At 45.3% G+C, this 19255-nt stretch carries 15 protein-coding genes; 12 read left to right on the top strand and 3 right to left on the bottom strand.

Annotated elements, in window-relative coordinates; genetic code table 11:
• Nucleotides 1–72: 72 nt before the first annotated feature.
• Nucleotides 73–1167 carry a PLP-dependent cysteine synthase family protein gene (locus HQN60_RS15150; RefSeq protein WP_173534454.1) on the bottom strand — a complete coding sequence of 365 codons (1095 nt, stop codon included), beginning with the start codon at nt 1165–1167 and terminating at the stop codon, nt 73–75.
• 536 nt (nt 1168–1703) lie between these two features.
• On the opposite strand from HQN60_RS15150, the gene HQN60_RS15145 reads away from it, so the two are divergent.
• Nucleotides 1704–2126: a GNAT family N-acetyltransferase gene (locus HQN60_RS15145; protein ID WP_173534453.1), complete on the top strand. Its 423-nt coding sequence runs from the start codon at nt 1704–1706 to the stop codon at nt 2124–2126.
• Between the two features lie 114 nt (nt 2127–2240).
• Nucleotides 2241–2855, top strand: coding sequence for a LysE family transporter (locus tag HQN60_RS15140; protein ID WP_173534452.1), 615 nt, complete (start codon nt 2241–2243; stop codon nt 2853–2855).
• A gap of 176 nt (nt 2856–3031) precedes the next feature.
• On the opposite strand, the gene xseA is transcribed toward HQN60_RS15140, so the two are convergent.
• Nucleotides 3032–4393, bottom strand: a complete 1362-nt coding sequence (gene xseA, locus HQN60_RS15135; protein WP_173534451.1) for an exodeoxyribonuclease VII large subunit — start codon at nt 4391–4393, stop codon at nt 3032–3034.
• A gap of 534 nt (nt 4394–4927) precedes the next feature.
• Here xseA and rdrA point away from each other — a divergent pair.
• From rdrA to HQN60_RS15115, 4 genes are read left to right on the top strand one after another with little or no spacing between them, the layout of a single operon-like run.
• A complete protein-coding gene (gene rdrA / locus HQN60_RS15130; RefSeq protein ID WP_173534450.1) occupies nt 4928–7522 on the top strand; it encodes an antiviral RADAR system adenosine triphosphatase RdrA in 2595 nt (864 codons plus the stop codon).
• Nucleotides 7515–10274, top strand: a complete 2760-nt coding sequence (gene rdrB / locus HQN60_RS15125; RefSeq protein ID WP_173534449.1) for an antiviral RADAR system adenosine deaminase RdrB — start codon at nt 7515–7517, stop codon at nt 10272–10274. The genes rdrA and rdrB overlap by 8 nt, the downstream gene beginning before the upstream one ends.
• 17 nt (nt 10275–10291) lie before the next feature.
• Nucleotides 10292–10825, top strand: coding sequence for an SLATT domain-containing protein (locus HQN60_RS15120; RefSeq protein ID WP_173534448.1), 534 nt, complete (start codon nt 10292–10294; stop codon nt 10823–10825).
• 30 nt (nt 10826–10855) lie between these two features.
• Nucleotides 10856–11356 carry a hypothetical protein gene (locus HQN60_RS15115; protein ID WP_173534447.1) on the top strand — a complete coding sequence of 167 codons (501 nt, stop codon included), beginning with the start codon at nt 10856–10858 and terminating at the stop codon, nt 11354–11356.
• Between the two features lie 142 nt (nt 11357–11498).
• On the opposite strand, the gene HQN60_RS15110 is transcribed toward HQN60_RS15115, so the two are convergent.
• A complete protein-coding gene (locus HQN60_RS15110; protein ID WP_173534446.1) occupies nt 11499–12191 on the bottom strand; it encodes a FadR/GntR family transcriptional regulator in 693 nt (230 codons plus the stop codon).
• Nucleotides 12192–12376: 185 nt separating this feature from the next.
• On the opposite strand from HQN60_RS15110, the gene uxuA reads away from it, so the two are divergent.
• The 6 genes from uxuA to HQN60_RS15080 all read left to right on the top strand — a co-directional run bounded on the left by uxuA (nt 12377) and on the right by HQN60_RS15080 (nt 19171).
• The gene (gene uxuA, locus HQN60_RS15105; protein WP_173534445.1) at nt 12377–13432 is read left to right on the top strand and encodes a mannonate dehydratase; all 1056 of its coding nucleotides are present in this window, start codon (nt 12377–12379) and stop codon (nt 13430–13432) included.
• The gene (locus HQN60_RS15100; protein WP_173534444.1) at nt 13429–14283 is read left to right on the top strand and encodes an SDR family oxidoreductase; all 855 of its coding nucleotides are present in this window, start codon (nt 13429–13431) and stop codon (nt 14281–14283) included. The genes uxuA and HQN60_RS15100 overlap by 4 nt, the downstream gene beginning before the upstream one ends.
• Before the next feature lie 251 nt (nt 14284–14534).
• Nucleotides 14535–15932: a glucuronate isomerase gene (gene uxaC, locus HQN60_RS15095; protein WP_217390157.1), complete on the top strand. Its 1398-nt coding sequence runs from the start codon at nt 14535–14537 to the stop codon at nt 15930–15932.
• A 124-nt stretch (nt 15933–16056) separates the two neighbouring features.
• Nucleotides 16057–17040 (top strand): TRAP transporter substrate-binding protein, encoded by a 984-nt coding sequence (locus HQN60_RS15090; protein ID WP_173534443.1) that lies wholly within the window; start codon nt 16057–16059, stop codon nt 17038–17040.
• 341 nt (nt 17041–17381) lie between these two features.
• A complete protein-coding gene (locus HQN60_RS15085; protein ID WP_173534442.1) occupies nt 17382–17861 on the top strand; it encodes a TRAP transporter small permease in 480 nt (159 codons plus the stop codon).
• 2 nt (nt 17862–17863) lie between these two features.
• Nucleotides 17864–19171: a TRAP transporter large permease gene (locus HQN60_RS15080; protein ID WP_173534441.1), complete on the top strand. Its 1308-nt coding sequence runs from the start codon at nt 17864–17866 to the stop codon at nt 19169–19171.
• Nucleotides 19172–19255 lie beyond the last annotated feature (84 nt).

Genomic DNA, 19255 nt, shown 5'->3' with positions numbered 1-19255 from the left:
ATATCGCGATGAATATAAAAAACGCAGCCATGGCTGCGTTTTTTATATGGCTAAGAATAAAACGCGGCTGATTTAGTCTTTGTCTTGGCGCTGCAAGTCGCTCAGTGCGCCCGCTTGCCCGATTTTTGCGCTGAGCTCAGCCAGCTCTTGCTCAATATCGATGCCGTGTTGACTCAGCCATTGTGGGTTGTAGTAAGAGTGCGCGTAGCGATCACCGCTGTCGCACAACACGCTGACAATACTGCCCGCTTCGCCACGCGCTTGCATTTGGTGGGCCAGCGCTAACACGCCGATCCAGTTGCAACCGGTCGATCCGCCAACACGGCGCCCCAGATAATTCGATAACCAATGTGTTGCCGCCAAGCTCATCCGGTCGGGCACTTTAAACATGGTATCAATCACGTGCGGCATAAATGACGCTTCAACACGCGGGCGGCCAATGCCTTCGATTTTAGAGCCTTGCTGCAAGGTGTGGTCTTTGCGGCCACTGCAAAAAGCATCAAAAAACACCGAGTTTTCTGGGTCAACGCAAGCAATTTGCGTGGCATAACGGCGATAGCGCACAAAGCGGCCCAAGGTGGCGCTAGTGCCGCCAGTACCCGCGCTGGCAACGATCCAGCGTGGAATCGGATGACGCTCTAAGCTCATCTGCGAAAAAATCGATTCGGCAATATTGTTATTCGCGCGCCAATCGGTAGCCCGCTCGGCATAGGTAAATTGGTCGAGAAAATGCCCTTGTGTTTCGTGAGCCAGGCGCTGCGATTCGGCAATCAATTGCGTTGGGTCGGCCACTAAGTGGCAGCGGCCACCATAAAAAGTAATTGCCGCGATTTTCTCTGGGCTGGTGGTGGCCGGCATTACCGCAATAAACGGCAATTTTAGCAAACGAGCGAAATACGCTTCAGAAACGGCGGTCGATCCGCTCGACGCCTCGATCACCGTGCTACCGGCATGCAGCCAGCCATTGGTGAGCGCATACAAAAACAAAGAGCGCGCTAAACGATGTTTTAGGCTGCCGGTAGGGTGGCTCGATTCGTCTTTGAGGTAGAAATCAATATTGGGGTAGGCGGCCAAATGAATCGGGATTAAATGTGTGTCGGCGGAGCGATTAAAATCAGCTTCAATGGTGCGGATGGCTTGGTGTACCCAATCGCGATTACTGGTCATGACGAACCTCAAAAAACAAAAATAGTGCCGTGGATTGTAGCGGCAGTTGTGTATGCCAGCATCGGGGTATTTGCTTAGCTCGTTTGTTCTGGCGCAAGGATTGTGCTGCAAGCTTTGGGGTATTAAGCCCTAGCAATCATATGGCATGGCGCTGGATTAAATACCCCTGTTTAATGGCTGATGCTCAGCTTACGTGTTAAGGGTTTGAAGTGTCTGCCGCACAATTGTTTACAGCAGTATTTGGTTACGGGACACGTTACACCTCAGCCTAGTCTGTTGCCGCATTAAGGCTCGTCCCAAAAACAATCGTTGTCTGACTCTTAGCAACATAGCAAGTAATGCAAAGTATTGAACAAGCATCCTCCAATAGAATTCGTTCGCCGTTGCGCGCGTCATGATGTGCTGACCGCACCGCACCCAGCTGCTACGGACCTCGCTACGCCAGCTTAGTGCTGGGCGATATGGCCTAGGGATGAGCGCAATGCCAAGGCAATGTGATCGCCACAATAAAGATCAAATCAAAGAGGCAAATACCAATGAACCTTGAGCAGAGTACCCACGTTGAACGCGAGCTTATCGATGATAAATTGGTTCACTTTAATTCAAACAATGTCTCTTTTAATCAAAAAGAAGCATTTATAGACTTGTCGTTTTCACTCAAGAATGAGGCCGGTGAGCTGGTTGGCGGGATCAATAGTGTGCTGTATTGCTGGCAGGTTTTATATGTTGATATTTTATTCGTTGATGAGTCTCATCGAGGAAAAGGCTATGGCAAGTTACTGCTGCAGCATGCCGAAAACGCAGCAAGACAGCAAGGTGGTTACATGGCTCATCTGGATACATTTGATTGGCAAGCCAAATCGTTTTATACCAATGCCGGTTACGAGGTCTTTGGTGAGCTGGAGAATTGCCCGCCCGGCCACACTCGATTTTATATGAAGAAAACGCTTCAGCCATAAATGCCCACGCTCAATAAGAATCGGTGAGACATGTTGACCAAGGCCCAGCATGTAATCGAGAAAAAGTGAAAATTGAACGCTAAGCTGATGGATTAATTGCATAAGGAGCTACTCGTGAATGAGATATCTGCAATAGCAACGGTAGCGGCAATTTCTGCTGTGGGGATTTTAAGCCCAGGGCCGGATTTTATTGCCGTTTCCTACACAGCGGTGACCGGCAACCGAAAATTAGCCGCATTGGTGGCCGCAGGCGTCGTGCTCGGAAATGGTATTTGGGCGGGAGCCGCGCTGCTTGGGGTTGGGCTGTTATTTGAATTATTTCCGTCGATGTTCTTGGCAATCAAATTCGCTGGTGCTGTTTATCTGATGTGGCTGGGCTATAAACTGTTGAAAAATGCGCGCACGCCATTGCCAGAAGGGATCAGCACCGAGAACGTTCATTTGCTGGCCGCATTCACTAAAGGTCTATCCACCACAATGGCCAATCCTAAAGCGGCAATTTACTATGCGTCTGCATTATCTACTGCTGCGCCGTCTGGTGCTGGCTGGCCATTGCTTTTTGGCATGCTACTTGCGGTTGTCGTTGTCGCAACACTGTGGTTTTCTATTGTGGTATTTGTTCTTTCCAACCAAAGAGCGTCGTTAATTTTTAGAAAAATGAAGTTGTATTTTGAATCATTCTTTGGGGTGTTATTGCTGTTTTTTGGTTTAAGGCAATTGTTGAAATAGGTCGTCGTGATTTTGCCGGCGCTCAACTGCTTGGTGTAAAGCCTTGTGGAGACATCAATTTAAATTTAGCTTCCGTGCGTGCACGGTTTCTTGATGGCCTCACTTCACCAGCGGTGCGTTTGCGCGAGGTTTTAGCTTCGGCTTGACGCGCACAGCGCATCCGCACCAAGCCACCATTAAATGGGCAACTCTTTTTGCTCAACCACACCTTGGTTAACGTTGACGCTGATTTTTTCGTCGGCAAATTGCACATTGAGTGTGTCACCGGCGCGTACTTCGTTGGCTTGGCGAACGAGGGTGCCATCGGTTCGGCTCACCAGTGCGTAGCCGCGCGCTAACACCGTTTGCGGATTCCATGGGGCGAGTTTGAGCGTGGCTTGCTCGATTTGCTGGCGCTGGCTTTGAATTTGCCCGTGCATGGCGCGCTGCAAGGCTGCGCGCAATTGCGCCAGCCGCAGTTGTTGGCGCTGCAGATCGGGCGCTTGATGCTTCAGGCGCAACGACAGGCGGCTGAGCGCTTCTTGCCGCTCAATCAGTTGGCTGTGAAAACGATGCGTAAATCGGCTGCGTAGTAATTGCAGCTGTGCTTGCTGGCGGGCGAGTTTTTGTCCCGGATGCTGTAGGCGGCGACCGAGCTGATCGACTTGCAGCATTTTATTGTGTAGCTCGCGCTCAAATGCCCGAACTAGCCGTTGCTGCTGGTGATGTAATAAATTGAGTAATTCTTGCCGATTGCGGCTCACCAGTTCAGCGGCCGCAGTTGGGGTAGGGGCGCGCAAATCGGCGGCAAAATCGCAAATGGTAAAGTCGGTTTCATGGCCAACGCCGCTCACCACCGGCATATTGCACGCGGCGATGGCGCGGGCGACGACCTCTTCATTAAACGACCATAAGTCTTCTAAGCTACCGCCACCGCGACACACAATCAGTACGTCGACTTCATCGCGCTGGCTGGCGGTGCGAATGGCATTGGCAATTTGCGGTGCGGCATCCAGCCCTTGCACGGGGGTGGGATATAAAATTACCGGCGTATTGGGTGTGCGGCGCGCCAGCGTCGCCAGCACATCGCGCAGCGCTGCGGCCGCCGGCGAGGTAACAATGCCGATGGCCTTGGGGTATTGCGGTAGTGGGCGTTTATTGTCTTGATCGAATAAGCCTTCGCCAGCGAGTTGCTTTTTAAGGGCTTCAAAGCGCTCAAACAAGGCGCCTAGGCCAGCTGGGCGCATCGCTTCGATGGTGAGCTGAAAATCGCCGCGCGCTTCGTACAAAGTCACAATCGCCCGTGCTTCAACTTGCAAGCCTTCGCGCGGTTGAAAATCGAGTAAACCAGCCCGATTGCGAAACATCACGCAGCGCACCTGCGCGCCCGCATCTTTAAGGCTGAAGTAGCAATGCCCTGAATCGTAACGCTTAAAATTAGAAATCTCGCCAACCACCCAAAGCTGCGGCAGACCAGTCTCTAAAAGCGTGCGTACTTTTCTATTCAGCTGCGTGACAGAAAATACAGCACTTTGTGCTATTGACAAATCAGTTTTCACGCGAATCCAGCCTTAATTAATCCACAAAATCGCCAATCTAAGCCATTTGGCATAATATTTTAAAGTTGTAGTTCATTTGTTGGTGTTAAGTTGTTGATTTGTATGTGTTTATTGTTTTTGCCTAAAATCTAGGCAAACTAAACAAATCAAACCAAAACCACGCTTTTGGCCCCGTTTTTAGCACTTCCCCACAAAATTGTCCACAGAAATTGAGGATTAAAAACGGACTACATTTTGTCAATAAAGTGGTTGCTGAACCGAATCTTTCAGCTGATTCTGATGGCTGCCTTGGTATTTTTGCAACAGCTCCTCGCGGGCATATCAATCTGTGGTGCTAAAAATTGCCCGCGTGGTTTGTTCGTTCTCTCGCTTTTGGCTGAGTCGCTTTGTTAATCAGCAAGAAATTTAGAATATCTATTGTTGGTTGTTTTTCAATTAATCCTAAATTAGGTTACTAAAACGGTAAAAATACCGTTCGTCGGGTATGATTGCTCAATATTGAATTGACATAATTAACTTAGAGCCCCCATTTAAATGACTGACTCCTCAGAACACACTATCTTCTTGCCGATTAATCAGGGCGAACAAGCCAAGCAAAAAAATCGAAATACCCTGCTTGCCCGTGATGTATTTCAAAAAATCGCTGAGCTACTCAAAAACAGTGTTGCGAAGCTAGAGGGGGCAACTAAGTGCGGCGAATTCGATGATCTAGATGAACATCGTGCCCATGAAGCCATTTTGATAGATGGTGGTCGCGGTACCGGTAAAAGCTCCGTGTTGGTTAATTTGCAGATGTATATGGATGGGGAAGACGGCCTCAAAAACAAATTATTGATTTTAAAGCCTGTTGATCCAACGCTGCTGGAAAATGGTGATGATTTATTTCTAAATATTATCGTTGCTGCATTAATTCGGGATACGCAAATTAAAAAGGCCTTAAATAAAGGCGACAGAAAGTCAGAAGAATTTTATGAGCAATTGCAAAAACTAGGCAATGCACTAGAAGGTGTGCAAACACAAAAAGAAAAACATGGTTTAGATAAATTACGGGCTTTTATTGGTAATCATGGTATTGCCGATGAAGTGCATCAGTTATTTAAGTGTGCGCTTGATCTGACAGATAAGAAACTCATTGTATTGCCAATTGATGATGTAGATACTTCTTTGCAGCATGCTTTTGAAAATATGGAGGTAGTGCGTAAATATTTGGCGTCTCCCTTTGTTGTGCCGATTATTAGTGGTGATTTAGATCTTTATCATGATGTAACGTGGCGTGATTTTTATGGACGAATTGTCAAAGATCATAAGGTAGAGTTGATAGATGCAAAAGAACGTTCAAAAGATCTAGCAAATGAATATCAACGAAAAGTTTTGCCGTTTGCTCGACGGATTGATGTTCCAAATATTAATGATTATTTAAATAATAAAGAAATTGGATTGATTGCTGGTGGTGGCAATTCTGTTTTTATGGGTTTGCCAAAGTTAAAGTGTTGGCTTGATGCGCTACTCAATGAAAGGGTTAACGGCGTTGAAAATAGTGCATTTTATTTGCCAATTTTCTCAATTCGAGAGTTGGTGCAACTGATTAGTCAAGTGAAAGATTTGCTTGTAAATCTTGATATAGAGAAATGTAGTGAGAAAGAAATAATAAGAAAGTTGATTTGCGGTGCTGATGTTTTTGTAAAGGATAATGCAGAAAAGTCAAACTTGATGAGTTGGTATAAGGAATTACGAGACTACTTTAATTGTCATGAAGATGGTGCGGCGGCTTATTTGGTGATGAGCACTAATGTTGAGTGGTTAGGCTTAAGTGAAAAATCAGAAATTGGAGAGGTTTTATATGGTGATTTATTTAAACCCCTAAATCATGGACTTCTAAAGTATGGCAGATTTAATTTAATCGATGGTATTCGCGAAACATGGGGCGCGCACGTCGCTGATATACTGCCTAGTAAACAGTGGCGAAGCAAGTTACCTGAACAATGTGCTCTTCCTTACCCACTTTTAGAAAAGGGTGTTTCAAGTGGTGATTTTAATAAAAAAGATTATTTGTTTAATAGTAATGAGCAAATTGAATTTGTTAGACAGCTAATGTTTTATTCTGGATTTTACAATCGAAGTCAAGAAGTTGACTTGATTTTGACGGGGCGTGTTTTTGAGCTTTTGATTGCTAGCTTAATTAAAGATATAACAGAAAAAGATATTAGAGATTTGCTGCTTAGGGCACCTTTTTATTCTGTTTTGGAATTGGCAGGAACTAAAACATTTAACCTGTACGATGAAGAGATCAATGAAAAAAAGGCTGGGGCCACTAAATATCCTAATTTTGATTTAGATGGTGTGATACTCAGTTTAGTCAAAGCTATTAATTTATGGCGCAAAGAGCATTTCTTGTTGTCACGGGAAGTGAAACCGCACGCTTGGTTGATTTACAATGTGATGAACAAGTATTTTAATCAGGTTAGCGTGGGTGATTCTTGGATTTTAGATCAACACGGATATAAGTATGACAATTCAATATTGAAATACACTGCTGATGTGGCAATTCGATCGTTTGAGTCAATTTGCGCAATTTTTGGTAGCTTTGAAAAGAGCGATATATTTGGTGTTGGTAATAAAATTGCGTTTGTAAATGGGAGTGTGGCAAGTAAAGATTTTGAGAAAAATCAATTGTATTTGCAGAATATATATCCGTTTTTAAGGGAAATTGAAAACCCACTGGATTCAGTGGAATTTACTATTCTGAGTTCATTCACTCGTGCACTTTATAGCCATCCGTTGAAGGATTTGTTGAAATCGGCATTCGATGATCTTACTTTATCTGTTCCTGAAATTAAAAATGATAGAATAAATAAGAAAGCAAAATATAAGGAGGTGGAGATTTGGAAATATCTATCACGTGCAGTGTCAAAATTTTTAAAGAAAAAATATCCTGAATCTAAGAATGGAGATGCGATTAAATTATTGGCTATTAACAATGAAAATAATGTTGAATTCTATAATGAATTTGAAAGTTCACTTAATGGTTATGAGTCAATCATGTGGGAAAAAATTAAATCATTGGGTAAGCTTAGTAATACCTCAAATGTGGGTAAGTTCTTTAATCTAATGCCGAAAGATAATGCTTGAACAATCCTTATTTGAGCTAGCCATCGCCACCAGTTTTTCCAGTAAAAGCCTAGCCAATAAATTAAAAGCGCATCTGCTGCATTCGTCTGCCGCGGATTTAATGGATAGCACTCGCTTTGAGTCTGCTTGTTTGCAATTACTCAAAGAGGATCTGGATGCCGATTACGCGCGGCGATTTCGTTTGGGTGATATTGCGCATGCTTTAGAGGTGGTCTGGCCGCGAGGAATGTTTGTCACCGGCGATTTGCCCTGTCTTGAGCATTTGTTTAATACTTTGATGCAAGAGCATGGCGATTATTTGCAGTATCGGGATGGGGGTGAGCAGGCTTATGCCCGGATGAGCGCTCGCTTAGATCCCGCTTTGATGGCCACTTGGCGAATGGTACGGCGTGTGGCATCCAAGCCGGTGCTGGATGCGCATGATTTGCAGCGCATTGTTGCCAGTCAGCAGCCATTTTTTAGCCCCTTACCCAATACAAACGCTGCCGTAGCGGATAACCATGTGCATTTGGGTGGCGTGCAATACGATGGCCTGGTATTGATGGCTGGGATGCTGGATTTAAATGATTCCACAGGCAAACCCGATGTCGATCTTCAAGCCATCACTGAATTACAGCGCGTGGCCATTGCGCTATTGGCAAGGGGTAGTTGGTTGCCTTGCTGTACGGCGGATGAAACGACGCAGCAAGATTTGTCAGCACTACTGCGTAAAACGCTAGGTGGGCAATGGCAAACCAATACGGCGGAATTTTTAGATTGGCCGATGGTGGCGAGTGAATCGCTAGAGGCTAATCCAAAAAATCCGCGTTGGTTGCGTCAGCAAATTGCTCGTAGCATAGCTAAAGCCAATATGAGTCAGGCTTGGCATTGGTTTTTGATTTGGCTATGGACCCATTATCAGCATGAAGAATGCCCAAGGCGATTGCGAGTGGCGATTTTTTATCTGCTCAATTGTTTGATGACCTTACGCAGAAAACTCATTATGGATGGTCAAGGCTTAAGCCGTTTTGTTCAGTATTATGGCCGTCCGCTACGCAATAGTAATGGGCATATAAGTAGCATTAATGCTGCGGGTACTTTGTTTCAGGGGGCGGGGGATGTTGCTGAGCTGAAAGTGACTCAAAGTAAGTTCAGGCCTGAGGTGGTTGCGACTTGGTTGGGGCAATTGGCTCATGCTAGCGGAATTAAGGCGCCGAATGGATTGATGCCGCTAGCTGAAAAAGAGGCCGAAAAATATCGGGCCATGATGGAGCGCTGGCACTATTGCATCCATTTTGTGCGAACTTCCAGCTTTCAAAATAATCCGCAAGCGGTATGGAATGAAGCAAAAACGCTGCTCGACAATATGGATAAGCAAGCTGGTTGGGATAGACCCGAATTATTGGGGCCAAGCAGCAGGGCGCTGAATACAGATCATCCTCGGTTAATTCCTTCGCGATGGGTGCGGGGCTTAGATGTGGCAGGGGATGAAAACCTCGTCAAAACCGAAATCTATGCGCCAGCCTTGCGTTGGTTACGCCAAGGAATGCGGCGTAAATCAAGAGAAGAGCCAGCCAGCAAAGGCCTGCATTTAAGTGTGCATGCCGGTGAAGACTATGGTCATCCGCTATCGGGTATGCGGCACTTGGATGAAACCGTGCAATTTTGTGAGATGCAGGCGGGCGATCGGCTCGGTCATGCGCTGGCACTGGGCATTATTCCTGCTGATTGGTTGGCGCGGCAGGGTGAGATGGTTATTCCTGTTGATGAGCACGTCGATAATTTGGTTTGGGCTTGGCATTACGCCGGATTGATGAGTGAGCATTTGGCGCTTGCGGCGCAAGTGATGCCGATGTTGGAGCGCCGCATCCGGCGAATGCTCCCTTTTGTGCCTTGGGCTCATCCTGCGTGTATTGGTATGGCCTCAATTCATATGTTGCATAAAGGTAAAAAGAACTGTGCTTCTGCAGAGCGGATTGCTCAATTGCATCCTGATGTCTTGTTTAAGGCATGGCAACTACGTCGAAATTGCGCTTATCAGTTAAAACAATGGGATGCTAGTGAGGTGTTGGATGATTTAACGGTTGCTGCCTTGCCAGATAGAGAAATATTAAGCGAATTATGTGAGCGTGACTTATCCAAATTTAAGAAGCAATCAGAGTCTTTGCCCGAGGTGAAATTGTTTCGAACTCGTGCGGATTGGTTGTCATTGCAAAAAGAAGGAAAGCAAGCACCTCAGCTGGCTTGCGAGCACAAGGATGGCATTCGCAAAGTAAAAATTAGTTTAAATACCAGTGCACGTATGGATAGTGGATGGCAAAAAAAAGTCATTAATGAAATGGATTTGCTAGAAGATAATCATTCAATGCAAGAGCTGGAATTTATGCATGCATTGCAAGATTGGTTATTAGATAGTTATGATCAAAAAGGTTTGCTAATTGAGGCTAATCCAACGTCGAATGTTTATATCGCTAAACTCAATAAGCATGCAGATCACCCAATTTTTCGGTGGTATCCGATCGATGATGTCAGTCTAAAGTCTGGCGAAGTCAATAATAAATTTGGCTTGCGTCGTGGCCCAATTAAAGTTTGTATTAATACCGACGACCCCGGCATTATGCCCACCACTTTGCGCACGGAATACGCCTTGCTGCGCGAGGCTGCTATTGAACACCGTGCGACACGAACAGATGCAGAGGCTTGGCTGGAGCGAATACGGCAAGTGGGTTTAAATGAATTTCATCAAAAACATCAAGCCGTTTGGGCTGATTAAAAATAGGATTAATTAAAGTGTGTGAAAAAGCTAATGATTTGTGTAACCCAGCAGGGGTGGAAGAAATCAAAAATAATCTACTTAATGAATTGGATTGTGCAATTGCATGGTATGGTAAAAAGGCCGGTCAACGTGGCCGTTTTGCGAGATGGACACGTCGTGGAATGATTATCCTTGGGGGCGTTTCTGCGCTAATCCCCGTATTAACTCAAATTCCATCGCCGATTGATGTTGTCATTTCACCTTTATATGCTTCAGTGACCATGATTTTTATTGCCACACTTTTTGCCTTTGAGAAGTACGGCGGGAATGCCGAAGCATGGATGCGTTTTGTATTGGCGAAGCAAGACTTAGAAAAATTAAAAAATGAACTTTTAATTTCTTGGTGTAAATTTTCTCCGGCGAATAATTCATCAAACGATGTGAAAAGTGCGCTTGATGAATTACTGCGCATTGCGAATGAAAAGCATCGGATAGTTCAAAGTGAAACTAAGGATTGGATCAAAGAATTTAAAAGCGGTATGGCCTCAACCACACCAAGAACTAATTAAGTATTTATTAAATCTTGGCATTTACTCATCATGATTTCTCTACGAATCTCGGCTGTCGTTTTTCTGCTTTCTCTTGCAACGATCGCCAATGCACAAACGACCACTTTAGCAACGTCAGAGTCGCGGGATGCTTCAATTGCTTATATTGGCGTTGCCAATTTTGTCGTTGGGCGGGTGGGGCGGGACTGTCTGGCTTTGCTGGGGCGGTTAGAGGTACCCAAGGACTTTGTTGCTGTTTGGCAGCAGCGAAACGCAAAATATCTGCAAGCATCACAAAAATACATGGATGCCCGCATAAATGAGGCCGAGGTGAGTGGTGGTGTAGGCCAGCGCAACGCGATTATTGATGCGTTGACTAAGTCTGTTCGTGGTGTCGCCGAATCCACTGTTAAATCATGGCTTAACCAAGCGGATAAGACGGAGGCTTGCAAGCGCTCGGTGGCCATCATTGAGTCAGGTGCTTACGATTTTTCGCCATCCTCGCCCATGTATGGCGAGCTTGAAAGTCTAGCTGCTTGGGCGCAGCGGTAAATGTGGCTTGTTACTTAATGCGCTCTCACGCATGAAGCGCATTAAGTAACAAATGCATCAAACAAATCGACAAGCCCGATTTGGCGATTTTGGCCACCCGCTGCTGCGGGTTTGGCCAATTCATCGATTGAGTCGGGCGTTGTTAGCTGAAGTTGGGTTTGAATAATTTACTGTAGACATGCTGCAAATGCGTGCGCATGGCTTGGCGGGCGGCGGGGGCGTCGCGTTTGACTAGCGCTGCGGTGATGTTTTGATGGTCTAGCAGCATTACTTCCGATACATCATCGGCGCAAAGCGCTTCAAAGCGCGTAAATATCGCGCTGTAACGCTGATTCCATAAGTCTTTGAGTATTTTTTCTAAAATCGTATTGCCCGTGAGTTCGCCAATTAAAAAGTGAAACTTCATGTCTAAATCATGAAATTCACTGCTGTCTTTGGCGTTGTCTTGCATTTGCTGCATCACTTGCTGCAGCGCTAATAATTGCGCGTCACTGGCATTGATGGCGGCCAGTGCTGCGAGTTCACCTTCGATCAGCTCTCGGGCCTTGAGTAATTCTTCAACGCTGATTTCATCAAATTCATTCGGTTCGGCTTGGGCGGGTAGTAAATTTTTAACAAAAACGCCATTACCGGTTCGAATATCGACCCAGCCTAAGATCTCCAAAACGATTAAAGCTTCGCGTACCGATGAGCGACTCACGCCCAGTTGCTGGGATAAGTCTCGCTCGGCAGGTAGCGCTTGTCCGGCAATGAATTTGCCGTCTTTGATTTGTTGAATCAATAGCTTAGAGATTTTTTGGTACAGTCGTTCTGCTTTAATAATAGGTAATGGCATTTACTTCTCCGTCGCGCGAATGCTTTGGCTGCTCCTGGTGGAGTCGGCGCCACTGTATCGATAAAACAAGTGGGATCCACTAGAGGATATCCCTTACTTGCGGTGAGTGTTCGAATCATTATAATCGATTTCATTGAAAATTGGTCTGACCACTAGGCCATCAGGCTATTTAAAGGAGTGCAGTAATGAAGATGACTTTTCGTTGGTACGGTGCAAGTGATCCGGTTTCTTTGGAGTATATCCGTCAGATTCCTGGCATGGATGGCATTGTCTCTGCGGTGTACGACATTCCTGTTGGTGAAGTTTGGCCAGTCGAAAATATTCAAAAGCTCAAACAAACCATCGAGTCGCACGGCCTTAAATTTGAAGTGATCGAAAGCGTGCCGGTGCACGAAGACATTAAATTGGGTAAACCGAGCCGCGATCGTTTGATTGCCAATTACGCCCAAACATTACGCAATTTGGCGCAGTGCGGCTTAAAAGTGGTTTGCTACAACTTTATGCCGGTGTTTGATTGGACGCGCACTACGCTCAGCATGCCTTTGCCCGATGGTTCAAATACCTTGGCGTTTAGCGTGGCTGAAGTGGCCCAGATCGATCCAGATCAAGGGATTTCTTTGCCGGGTTGGGATAGCAGCTACACCCCAGCAGAACTCAAAGCGCTATTGGCTGAATACGCCCCCATTGATGAAGAAACCTTATGGGCGCATTTGAGCTACTTCTTGCACGGCATTATTCCGACGGCCAGCGAAGTGGGCATCAAAATGGCGATGCATCCAGATGATCCGCCGCGCCCAATTTTTGGCTTGCCACGCATTATTAAAAACCGCGCTGATTTGCAACGTTTATTGGCGATTATTGATACGCCAGCCAATGGCTTAACGTTGTGCTCAGGCTCTTTAGGCGCCGATTGCAATAACGATATTGTGGAATTGGTTCGCGAATTTGCCGGTCGTGGCCGAATTCATTTTGCGCATTTACGTAATGTCAAAGTTAATGCCGCTGGCGACTTTCACGAAACCAGCCACAAATCGAGCGATGGCTCTTTAGATATGGGGCAGATTGTTCGCGCTTATTTTGAGGCGGGTTTTGAAGGCTATGTGCGTCCAGACCATGGCCGAATGATTTGGGGTGAAACCGGCAAGCCTGGTTACGGTTTATATGATCGCGCCTTGGGTGCGGTGTATTTGAATGGCTTATGGGAAGGGATTGAAAAAGCCAAACAGGAGCAAGCACAATGAAATTGCCATTTGAAATTGATTTAAACAATAAAGTTGCGGTCGTAACCGGCGGCGCAGGGGTGTTATGCGCTGAATTGGCTGCGGCCTTGGCCAAAAATGGCGCAAAAATTGCCATTTTGGACTTGAATCTTGCTGCTGCAGAGGCCGCAGCGCAGCAAATGCGTGATTTGGGCGCAACGGCGATTGGCGTGGCGTGCAATGTGTTGCAGCGTGAGTCGCTTGATGCGGCAGCAGCGCGAGTGCTGGCTGAGTTGGGGTCTTGTGATTTATTACTCAATGGCGCTGGTGGCAATCACCCTAAAGGCACCACGGGGCAAGAGTATCTGGATGTAGATCGTTTAGACGACCCAGAGTTGACTAGCTTTTTTGATCTTGATCCTGCTGGCGTTGAGTTTGTGTTTAACCTCAATTTCCTCGGTACTTTGCTGCCAACGCAAGTGTTTGCGCGACAAATGCTTGGCCGTAGCGGTTGCAGCATTATCAATATTTCGTCGATGAGTGCGTTTTGCCCATTGACCAAAATCCCGGCGTATAGCGCTGCCAAAGCCGCGGTGAGTAACTTTACGCAATGGCTAGCGGTGCACTTTAGTAAAGCCGGTATTCGGGTGAATGCTTTGGCGCCGGGCTTTTTTTTGACGCAGCAAAATCACAAATTATTGATTGATGAACACAGTGGCGAATTCACCGCCCGCGCGCAAAAAATCATTCAGCAAACGCCGATGGGCCGCTTTGGCGAATCGCACGAATTGGTCGGCACTTTGCTCTGGCTTGCCAGCGAAGAAGCGTCTGGTTTTGTCAATGGCACGGTGATTGCCATTGATGGCGGCTTCTCGGCGTATTCCGGCGTTTAATTTGTTGCTCGGGGTATTTAGATGCAGCTCTTTTTAGAAAAGCCTCATATCTAAATACCCAGTGATTTAAGTTTGAAATTGTAATTATTATGGTTTTGTTGTGTGAGTAAGGTTTGAGATCATCGCTGTCAGCTTGGCGCAGAGCGCGCACGGCACGATGCAGCAACGATTCGCGTTGCGCTTACTTTATGGCAATAAACCCATGCAAGGCATTGATCTGGAATACAGCGGGTCAGTCGCAAAAGGAAAGCATGATGAAATCATTTATGGATCAGGATTTTTTGCTCGATACCGGCGTTGCCCAACAGCTCTATCACGACATCGCTGCCGATTTACCGATTATTGACTACCACTCACACCTACCCCCCGATGAAATCGCCAACCGAAAATCGTGGCGCAATATGACCGAGCTTTGGCTGGGTGGTGATCACTATAAATGGCGCTTAATGCGTAGTGCCGGGATTGATGAGTCGCTTATTACTGGCGACGCTGATGACGAAGCCAAATTTAATGCCTTTTGTTCTGCCTTACCGCAAGCGATTGGCAATCCAATTTATCACTGGTCGCATTTAGAACTACGCCGCATTTTTGGCATTGATACCATAATTAATGCCAAAAACGCACCGCAACTCTGGTCCGACATTAACGCTAAGTTAGCCCAGATGGATAGCTGGTCGATGCTTAAACAGGCCAATGTTGAAATCGCCTGTACCACCGATGATCCGGCGGATGATTTGCTTGACCATCAACGCATTGCCAATTCGTCTTTAACGACTCGAGTATTGCCGGCATTTCGCCCGGATAAAGCCATGCGCATTAATGACGCTGGATTTATCGATTATTTGGCCAAACTGAGCCAATGCAGCGGTGTTGAGATTCAATCGTTTAAGCAATTAATTTTGGCTCTAGCGCAGCGCATCGAGTTTTTCCATTTGCAAGGCGCGCGTATTAGTGATCATGCCGTTGATTTAGCTTTGCCGCCTCAAACTATGAGTGATGCTGAATTAGAAGTTGTTTTCCAGCAGCGCTTGGCTGGGCAATTGCTATCGCCAGCAGCGCAATCGCAATATCTATTTGCCATATTGTCGCAATTGGCACCGCATTATGCCGCCCACCAATGGACGATGTGTTTACACATTGGCGCGCAGCGCAATAATAACCAACGCCAACTCATTCGACTTGGTGCCGATACCGGTTATGACGCGATTTCTGGTATGGATGTTTCATTGGGTTTGGCACATTTACTCGATACGCTCGATGCCCAGCAATGCCTGCCTAAAACCATGCTGTTTTGTTTAAATCCGAATTTAAATGAAGTGCTATCAACTTTAATGGGTTGTTATCAAGATGGCTCGATTGCCGGCAAAGTGCAATTTGGCCCCGCTTGGTGGTTTAACGATCATAAAGAAGGCAATTTGCAGCAATTTATTACCTTGGCCAATCACGGGGTGTTTGGTGCATTTGTTGGTATGGTGACCGATTCGCGTAGTTTTGCTTCCTACCCACGGCATGATTATTTCCGCCGTTTATTGTGCCGCCAAGTCGGCGCGTGGGTGGAATCTGGTGAATATCCGCACGACGAAGCGGCATTAAGCCAAATTATTCGTGGTGTGTGTTATGACAACGCCAAAAAATATTTCTCTTTATAAAAAGTAATCAATCGCCTGCGTTATATCGCTGCGGCATAGTCAATGCATGGTCGATTGCTTATTTAGGGTTTGAGTTGTTTAGATAGTTGGAATGGTATTCTTTAATTAAGGGTGTAATTCAATCATGAAAAAAACATTATTAAGTAAAATGATCGCCTCTGCTGTAATTTTGGGTTTTGTTTCTACGCCAGCGATGTCGGCGGTGAGAATGAAATTAAGCCATAACCAAAGTGTTCAGCATCCAGTTCATATCTCAATGCAGTATTTTGCCGAACGCGCCAAAGTATTATCTAAAGGCGATGTGCTGATTCGGATTTATCCAGATGCTTCATTGGGTGATCAAAAAGATTCATTAGAGCAAGTGCAAAATGGTGCGATTGCTTTGGCTAAATCTAATGCCTCTGAGCTAGAAGTATTCCATAAGCCATACAGTGTATTTAACTACCCGTACATTTTTAATGATAGCAATCACTTTTACAAAACCTTGTTTAGCCCAATTGGTAAAGATATTTTAGCGTCTTCTGAATCCAAAGGCTTTATCGGGATTGCTTATTACGATGCTGGCGCACGCAGTTTCTATGCTAAAAAGCCAATTAAATCGCCAGCTGATTTAAAAGGCATGAAAATCCGCGTGCAGCCGAGTAAAACCGCGATTGAAATGCTGACTGTTATGGGGGCTAATCCAACGCCATTGTCGTTTGGTGAGTTGTATACCTCATTACAGCAAGGGGTGGTTGATGGCGCAGAAAATAATCCAACCGCATTAACATTAAATCGTCATGGCGAAGTGGCTAAATTTTATAGCTTAGACGAACACACCATGGTGCCTGATGTATTGGTGATGTCGACTAAGGTATGGAATAAATTATCGGATGCAAATAAAAAAGCCATTTTACAAGCGGCTGAAGAATCAACCAATAAAATGCGCACACTATGGACTGCCAGCGAAAAGGTTGAATTGGATAAGGCCAAAAAAATGGGCGTGAGTGTGGTGGCTGTAGATAAAAAACCATTCCAAGAAGCCGTGAAACCAATTTTTGATAAGCTCAAAGTGACAGAACCTGCAACTTATGAGCAAGTTGAAAAAATCCGTGCCTTAGGTCGTTAATTTAATAGCGAAGTCAATTAGGGGTAGAGCACAAATACTTTAAAGAATGGATTAAGTATTTGTGCTTTTTTTTCGTCCATTGCTAGATGTAATTAATTACATTTGGCGATCTAAAAATCTGATTAATTCTTTGCTTTATCGCAATTATTGCAACGCATAAATCGTTGATGATTGTGTATCGAGAATTAATTATCTCTTGATAAATTGTTTTGTCATTAAATCGTGCAAAGGTTATCTAAAAACGTGCGCGTTACGATGAGCTCGATACAGAGACGGGTAATGCCAAGATAAGGTTGTACGGTTAGTTGTAAATATATTTATAAGTGGTTAAGGATAATATTATGGAATTGATTAAACGCTGCTTGGATTTTGTTTTATCCAAATTGATTATTTTTTTGTTTTCAATGCTACTCATTTGTATTATTTGGCAAGTGTTGGCACGTTGGATGGGTGTGAACAGTACGTTTACTGATGAGGGCGCTCGGTTTATTTTTATTTGGGTGGGTTTATTTGGTGCTTCTTTGGCGCATGGACAAAAACGGCATTTGGCGATTGACTTATTAACCAGTCGTTTAAGTGGTCGTCGCAAAGTATGGTCTGATCGATTGATTCATTGCTTAGTGATTGTTTTTTCTGTTTCGGTGATGGTAATGGGCGGGTATATGGCCATGCTTAATACCCAAGGCCAAGTGTCTAGTGCGATGCATATCCCGATGTGGATTATCTATTTAGCGATTCCCCTCAATGGTTTAGCCATCACTTTTTATAGCTTGAATGATTTACTTCAAGACTTGAAAGCGCCACAGTTACAAGGAGCATAATCATGGATTGGTTTGCGCTGTCGGTTTTATTTGGTTTGTTTTTTGTTTTGATTTTCTTGGGTTTACCCGTTTCATTTGCCATTGGCTTATCGTCGATTGCCACTTTGGTGTTTGCTGCAGATATTCCGCTGACGTCGAGTTTGATGACCATGGCGCAAAAAATGGCGTCGGGATTAGATAGCTTTGGTTTATTAGCGATTCCATTTTTTATTCTGGCCGGCAATATTATGAATCGCGGTGGTTTGGCGATTCGCTTGATTAATTTTGCCAAAGTGCTGGGTGGCCGTTTGCCTGGTCCTTTACTGCATTGCAATGTGCTGGCCAATATGATGTTTGGTGCATTGTCTGGCTCGGCCGTTGCGTCGGCAGCGGCGGTCGGTGGGGTGATGGCGCCACTACAAAAAAAAGAAGGTTATGATCCGGCGTTTTCTGCGGCGGTAAATATTGCTTCTGCCCCTGTGGGCTTGCTGATTCCACCTTCCAATACCTTTATTGTGTATTCCTTGGTGTCTGGTGGCACATCAGTTGCGGCGCTCTTTTTAGCCGGTTATTTGCCAGGTATTTTGTGGGGCGGTGCTTTGATGGTGATTGCCGGTTTAATCGCGAGAAAACGCGGTTATGTGGCGGAGCAAAAACCAACATTAAAAGACTTCATTTTTTACGGCAAAGCCGCGATTCCATCGTTAATGCTGATTATCATCATTATGGGCGGTATTTTGTCGGGCCTTTGCACGCCGACTGAAGCTTCGGCCATTGCCGTGGTGTATTGCTTGGTGCTGACTTTCTTATATCGCGATTTAAGCCTTAAAGATTTGCCAAGCATTATTTTGGAATCGGCCTTGGTGACCTCGATTGTGATGCTATTGATTGGCGTTTCAATGGGGATGAGTTATGCGATGGTGTTTACTGATATTCCAGCGACCATTAGCGATGGTTTGTTGGCGATCTCGGATAATCCAATCATCATTTTATTAATTATCAATTTGGTGTTTTTGGTGGTCGGTTTCTTTATGGATATGACCCCCGCGATTTTGATTTTTACCCCGATTTTTTACCCGATTGCCGTGGTTGAATTGGGCATGAATCCGATTCATTTCGGGGTCATGATGACTTTTAATCTGTGTTTAGGGATTTGCACACCACCGGTGGGGAGCTCGCTGTTTATTGGTTGCTCGGTGGCTAAAGTGTCGATCGAAAAAGTCATTAAGCCTTTATTGCCTTTATACGGTGCCATTGTCTTGGCATTGTTGGCGGTGATTTTTGTGCCTGAAATTTCAATGTTTATTCCTAATTTGTTCGGTTACGAATAATTCAATTTTCGCTCTACTTCGGCGTGTGGCTGGCTACCGCCGAAGTAATTCAATACACGCTTTGATGGTTTTTTGCGCCAATCT

The organism is Deefgea piscis, assembly GCF_013284055.1.
Classification (GTDB): domain Bacteria; phylum Pseudomonadota; class Gammaproteobacteria; order Burkholderiales; family Chitinibacteraceae; genus Deefgea; species Deefgea piscis.
The sequence above is the reverse complement of the archived record's forward strand: the minus strand, read 5'-3'. Positions and strand labels throughout refer to the sequence as shown.